Origin of the sequence: Pseudoalteromonas sp. TB25, assembly GCF_000497995.1 — a bacterium.
GTDB lineage: Bacteria > Pseudomonadota > Gammaproteobacteria > Enterobacterales > Alteromonadaceae > Pseudoalteromonas > Pseudoalteromonas distincta.
On the sequence record NZ_AUTI01000420.1, the window covers coordinates 1 to 6113 of the forward strand.

Annotated in this window: 6 protein-coding genes; 3 read left to right on the forward strand and 3 right to left on the reverse strand. The window is 43.1% G+C overall.

Annotated features, from left to right (window positions below):
* From L652_RS0120120 to L652_RS0120130, 3 genes are all read right to left on the reverse strand, one after another.
* Positions 1-490 (reverse strand): acyl-CoA dehydrogenase family protein (locus tag L652_RS0120120; protein ID WP_024603615.1); only part of this gene is annotated, 490 nt, incomplete at its 3' end.
* A gap of 171 nt (positions 491-661) precedes the next feature.
* Positions 662-2152: a CoA-acylating methylmalonate-semialdehyde dehydrogenase gene (locus L652_RS0120125; RefSeq protein ID WP_024595700.1), complete on the reverse strand. Its 1491-nt coding sequence runs from the start codon at positions 2150-2152 to the stop codon at positions 662-664.
* 125 nt (positions 2153-2277) lie between these two features.
* Positions 2278-3459 carry an acetyl-CoA C-acyltransferase gene (locus tag L652_RS0120130; protein ID WP_024595699.1) on the reverse strand — a complete coding sequence of 394 codons (1182 nt, stop codon included), beginning with the start codon at positions 3457-3459 and terminating at the stop codon, positions 2278-2280.
* A gap of 330 nt (positions 3460-3789) precedes the next feature.
* Between L652_RS0120130 and L652_RS0120135 the strand changes: the two genes are divergently transcribed.
* From L652_RS0120135 to L652_RS0120145, 3 genes are all read left to right on the forward strand, one after another.
* Positions 3790-4224: a MerR family DNA-binding transcriptional regulator gene (locus L652_RS0120135; protein WP_008135264.1), complete on the forward strand. Its 435-nt coding sequence runs from the start codon at positions 3790-3792 to the stop codon at positions 4222-4224.
* A 56-nt stretch (positions 4225-4280) separates the two neighbouring features.
* Positions 4281-5456 (forward strand): isovaleryl-CoA dehydrogenase, encoded by a 1176-nt coding sequence (locus tag L652_RS0120140; protein WP_024595698.1) that lies wholly within the window; start codon positions 4281-4283, stop codon positions 5454-5456.
* A 10-nt stretch (positions 5457-5466) separates the two neighbouring features.
* Positions 5467-6113, forward strand: a 647-nt coding sequence (locus L652_RS0120145) for a carboxyl transferase domain-containing protein (protein ID WP_024603616.1), incomplete at its 3' end; no start/stop codon positions are given.

Below are 6113 nucleotides of genomic sequence, written 5' to 3' on the forward strand. Positions count from 1 at the left end.
CTTCGGTTTCGCCCGCGCCCGATATAAACATTTTTGAGCCGTTAATAACGTACTCATCACCTTCAAGCACGGCTTTTGTTTTAAGTGATGCGGCATCTGAGCCCGAGCCTGGCTCTGTTAAACAGTAAGAGGCAAGTAGCTCGCCCATTACTAATTGCTCTACGTATTTGTCTTTTACGGCATCGGTACCAAAACTTGCTACCATCCAGGTGGCCATATTATGAATGGTCAACATGGCCGTTGTTGCGGTACAGCCCATAGCAAGTTGTTCAAAAATAATGCTCGAATCTAAACGAGATAAACCAAGGCCGCCGGCTTCCTCTGGCGTGTATAAACCACAAAAACCAAGCTCGCCTGCTGCTTTAATCGTATCTTTTGGAAAAATATGCTCGCGGTCCCATTTTGCTGCATGGGGCGCAAGTTCTGACTCGGCAAATTGGCGTGCAGTTTGTGTAAAGGCTTGTTGATCTTCAGATAAGTTAAAGTCCATGTTAGACCTCTTTAATTGTGTAAGTTATGTTAGTTGTGTTGTTAGTGTTTCCCGTCACAGGGATAGTTTGTGACGAGCGGCGAAGGCTTATGTGTGTGTTGTGTGTGAAGTAGCCTTCGCGCCCATCTTTTTTATTAATTATTCTTTTATTTACTGATTTTTTAATTACGATTACTTTAAGTTAATACTCATGTTTGGGCCCGACGCAATGTCGTCTTCAAACCAACGTGATGTAATTGTTTTAGTTTCTGTGTAAAAGCGAATACCTTGCTTACCGTACGTGTGAGTATCGCCGTAAAACGAGCCTTTCCAACCAGTGAACGAAAAGAACGGAAGTGGCACCGGAATTGGCACATTAATACCTACTTGGCCTACTTCAATTTCGTGTTGGAATTTACGAGCCACTGCGCCGCTTGACGTGAATAACGAGGTACCGTTACCGTAAGGGCTGTCGTTAATAAGGGCGATTGCTTCATCAAGCGTGTCTACAAACATACACGCTAGTACTGGACCAAATATTTCTTCTTTGTATAAATCCATCTCTTTGGTTACATCGGTAAATAACGTTGGGCCAACCCAGTTACCTTGCTCATACCCTTCAACCGTAAAGTCAGAACCATCAATTAAACAGGTAGCGCCTTGCTCTTTACCACCAGCAATGAGTGATAAAATACGTGCCTTTGCCGCTTTTGATGTTTGTGGACCGTATGCCGCGTTTGCATCATCCCACACGCCTGGGCGTACATTTTCAAAGCCTGCTTTAATTTCATCTACCCACTGACTTGCTTGACCTACAAATACAGCAACAGAAATACCCATACAGCGCTGGCCAGCAGCACCGACAGATGCGCCTACTAGGTTGTTTACAACGTGCGATTTACTTGCATCAGGCATAATAACCATGTGGTTTTTAGCGCCAACACAGGCTTGCACACGTTTAAGGTTTTGCGTGCCTTTAGAATAAATATAAGCACCTACACCACACGAGCCAACAAACGAAATAGCGCGCACTGCTTTATCTTCTAGTAGGCGGTCTACTTGTGGTTTTGTACCGTGAACAACTTGTAATACACCTTTTGGTGCGCCGGCTTCAATAAATAGCTCTGCTAAGCGCATTGGTGTAAGTGGATCTTGCTCAGACGGTTTTAAAATAAAGGTGTTACCACACACAATGGCCAGCGGGAACATCCAAAGTGGGATCATTGCAGGGAAGTTAAACGGGGTTACGCCTGCACACACGCCAAGTGGCTGCATGTAAGAATACGTATCGATTTTACGCGCTACGTTTTCCATTGTTTCACCCATCATTAATGATGGTGCGTTTGCTGCTTGTTCTACTACTTCAATACCGCGCCAAACATCGCCTTTTGCATCTTCAAATGTTTTACCCAATTCGTGGCAAATAATGGTAGCAAGCTCATCGTGGTGTTCTTTTAATAGCGCAGCGTACTTCATCATAATGCGAGCACGTTCAGTAATAGGTACGTCTTTCCATGTTTTAAACGCCTCAGAAGCTGAGGCAATTGCCGCGTCCATTTCTGATTCTGTGGTACATGGCACTTGTGCAAGTACTTCTTGAGTTGCTGGGTTTATAACATCGATAAGCTCTTTTGATGCTGATTGAATAAATTCGCCATTAATAAGTAGTGGTACTTGGTGCATGATTAAATCCTAGTGTGTGAGTTGTGTGTTCTCTTTTAAAATTGGTAGCGCCGCTTTGTTTGTATTATTAGTGCAGCGCTTTTATAGTTATTCGTACAGCTTTCTTATAACTATTAAATACCTAGTTAATACGCTTCTACGGCCATAGCAACCGCTTCACCGCCACCAATACATAAAGACGCAATGCCTTTTTTAAGGCCTCGGTTTTTAAGGGCATGAATAAGCGTTACTAAAATACGCGCGCCGCTTGCACCAATTGGGTGGCCAAGTGCACATGCACCGCCGTTAACGTTTACTTTGCTTTCATCAAGTTTTAACTCGTTAATAGCCAGCATGGTTACCATGGCAAATGCTTCGTTAATTTCCCAAAGGTCAACATCGTTTACAGCCCAACCTGCTTTTTCAAGCACGCTGTTCATAGCCCCTACTGGCGCTACTGTAAATTCACTTGGTTTTTGAGAATGCGTGCTGTGCGCCACAATTTTACAAAGCGGTGTTAAGCCCTGCTCTTTTGCTTTTGATTCGCTCATTAATATAAGCGCTGCGCCACCGTCTGAAATTGACGATGAATTAGCCGCTGTAATAGTGCCGTCTTTTTTAAAAGCTGCACGTAAGGTAGGAATTTTTTCTGGGCGGGCGTTACCTGGTTGCTCATCAATCGATACTGTTACATCGCCTTTGCGTGTTTGCATCGTGTGCGGTGCAACTTCGTTATCAAAGCTACCATTTTGTATTGCTGCTTTTGCTTTACTTAATGAGCCTAATGCAAACGCATCCATTTGCTCGCGGCCAATGCCGTATTCGTCGGCGGTGTCTTGTGCAAAACAACCCATAGCTTTGTTGTCGTAAGCATCTTCAAGGCCATCGCTCATCATGTGATCTTTTATTTCGCCATGTCCCATGCGCATACCGCCACGCGCTTTTGGTATGAAGTACGGTGCGTTTGTCATGCTCTCCATGCCACCGGCAATAGCAGATTGAATAGAGCCGGCTTTAATTAAATCGTTTGCAAGCATGGCCGCTTTTAAACCAGAGCCACATACTTTGTTAATTGTTGTAGCGCCAGTGCTAAGTGCAAGGCCTGCTTTTAACATTGCTTGGCGTGCGGGTGCTTGTCCAAGGCCTGCTGGTAATACACAGCCCATAATTACTTCGTCTATTGCATCATTAGCTAAACCAGTTTGTGTGAGTACACTTGCAATGGCGGTAGCGCCAAGCTCGGTAGACTGCGCATCACTTAACGCTCCCATAAAACCACCCATTGGGGTGCGTTTTGCTGCTACAATTACCACTGATTCTAAAGTCATAACTAACTCCATTGTATTTATATGCAAATAGTTGTTAGTATATTTGCTCTATTAATTTAGTATTCATTTATTATTTAATACCCTTACACAATACTAACGTTTACGCCAACGTCAACTAAAAACAGCTTAATTTTTAGTTTTATAAGTGTAAGGATTATTTTCCATCGGTTAGACTACACTGATGAAATAAAAATAACCCATTGAATATTAATAATATAAATCAATACTTCACTTAAACATTCCTTTATAAATAGTTTCAAATCACACCAAGCTTTACCTTTACGTAAACTTCACTTATATTGGGGTTATTCGAATGAGGTAAATACAATTATGAAACCAGATAATCAAACAAACTTTGCAAGCTCAGCCAAAATGCCGGCCAGTAATGAACAAACATTTAGCATTAGCGAACTCGCTAAAGAATTTGACATTACAACCCGCTCTATTCGCTTTTACGAAGACCAAGGGTTAATAACTCCAGAGCGTAATGGTCAAACCCGTATTTATTCAAAACGCGATAAAGTGCGTTTAAAACTAATATTACGTGGTAAGCGCCTTGGCTTTACATTGGCTGAAACCGGACGTTTGTTTGAACTGTACGACGCAGATAAATCAAGCGCTAAGCAGTTGGTTACTATGCTTGACCTTATATCAGAAAAAAAAGCAGATCTATCTCAACAAATGGACGACATTAAAGTTGTTCTTATGGAGTTGGTGACGGCCGAGCGCCGCTGCAGAGACACGCTTAATAAAATAGACGAGTAAGTTTATTTTTAAAATAAAAACACACTGACAACACACACGTCACACAGGAATGAATCATGAGCACTATTTCACTATATAAAGAAATGAACTTTGGCCTTGGCGAAACCGCCGATATGATCCGCGACCACGTAAACAGTTTTGCGAGTCAGGAGATTGCCCCGCTTGCTGAAAAAACGGACTTAGATAACGCTTTTCCAAATCAACTTTGGACTCAAATGGGCGAAATGGGCGTACTAGGTATGACCGTATCTGAAGAACTTGGCGGCGCCGGTTTAGGTTACTTAGAACATGTTATTGCTATGGAAGAAATAAGCCGTGCCAGTGCCTCTATAGGTTTAAGCTATGGTGCGCATTCAAATCTGTGTGTTAATCAAATTAACCGTAACGGCACACAAGCTCAAAAAGAAAAATACTTACCAAAGCTTATTAGTGGCGAGCACATTGGTGCCCTTGCAATGAGCGAGCCTAACGCGGGCTCTGACGTAGTATCGATGAAACTCAAAGCCGAAAAAAAAGGCGATAAGTACATTTTAAACGGTAATAAAATGTGGATCACCAATGGCCCAGACGCACACACACTCGTTATTTACGCTAAAACAGATTTAAACGCTGGCGCTAAAGGCATTACCGCATTTATTGTTGAAAGTGACTTTCCTGGTTTTTCAACAGCACAAAAGCTCGACAAACTGGGTATGCGCGGCTCAAATACCTGTGAGCTAGTATTTGAAAACTGCGAAGTACCCGAGGAAAACATTTTAGGTAACTTAAACGAAGGCGTTAAAGTACTTATGAGTGGCCTTGATTACGAACGCGTAGTACTTGCAGCAGGCCCGCTTGGCATAATGCAAGCGTGTATGGACATAGTGGTACCGTACATTCATGAGCGTAAACAGTTTGACACCCCTATTGGTCAATTTCAGTTAATTCAGGGCAAAGTAGCCGACATGTATACACAAATGAATGCAGCCCGCTCATATGTGTACACGGTAGCTCGCTCTTGTGACCGTGGTGAAACAACCCGTAAAGATGCAGCCGGTGCAATTTTATACGCAGCAGAGCTTGCAACTAAAATGGCCCTAGATGCAATCCAAATTTTAGGCGGCAATGGCTACATAAACGAATACGCAACAGGCCGCCTGCTGCGCGACGCTAAATTATACGAAATTGGTGCAGGTACATCAGAAATACGCCGCATGCTTATTGGCCGCGAACTTTTCACAGAAAGCCGTTAAGGATTAAACCATGACGATTTTAAAATCGAGCGTTAATCCTCACGATCTAACGTTTGTGCAAAACCATAAAAATATGTCAGCGCTGGTAGATGATTTACGCGATAAAGTAGCAACAATTAGCCAAGGCGGAGGCGCTGCTTTAAAGGAGCGCCACGAAGGCCGTGGTAAATTATTTGTACGCGACCGCATAAGTACATTAATTGACGAAGGCTCACCGTTTTTAGAAATTTCACAATTTGCTGCCTTTGGTGTTTACGAACAAGCAATACCTTGTGCAGGCGTTGTAGCCGGTATTGGCCGTGTTAAAGGCATTGAATGCATGATTATTGCAAACGATGCCACGGTTAAAGGCGGTACATATTTTCCGCTTACTGTTAAAAAGCATTTACGCGCACAAGACATCGCAGAGCGCTGCCACTTACCGTGTATTTATTTGGTGGATTCTGGCGGTGCAAATCTGCCAGAGCAAGACGATGTATTTCCAGATAAGTTGCATTTTGGTCGTATTTTTTACAACCAAGCCCGTATGTCGGGCAAAGGCATTCCACAAATTGCCGTGGTAATGGGATTATGTACCGCAGGTGGTGCGTACGTACCTGCAATGGCCGATGAAAGCATTATTGTAAAAGATCAAGGCACTATATTTTTAGCAGGCCC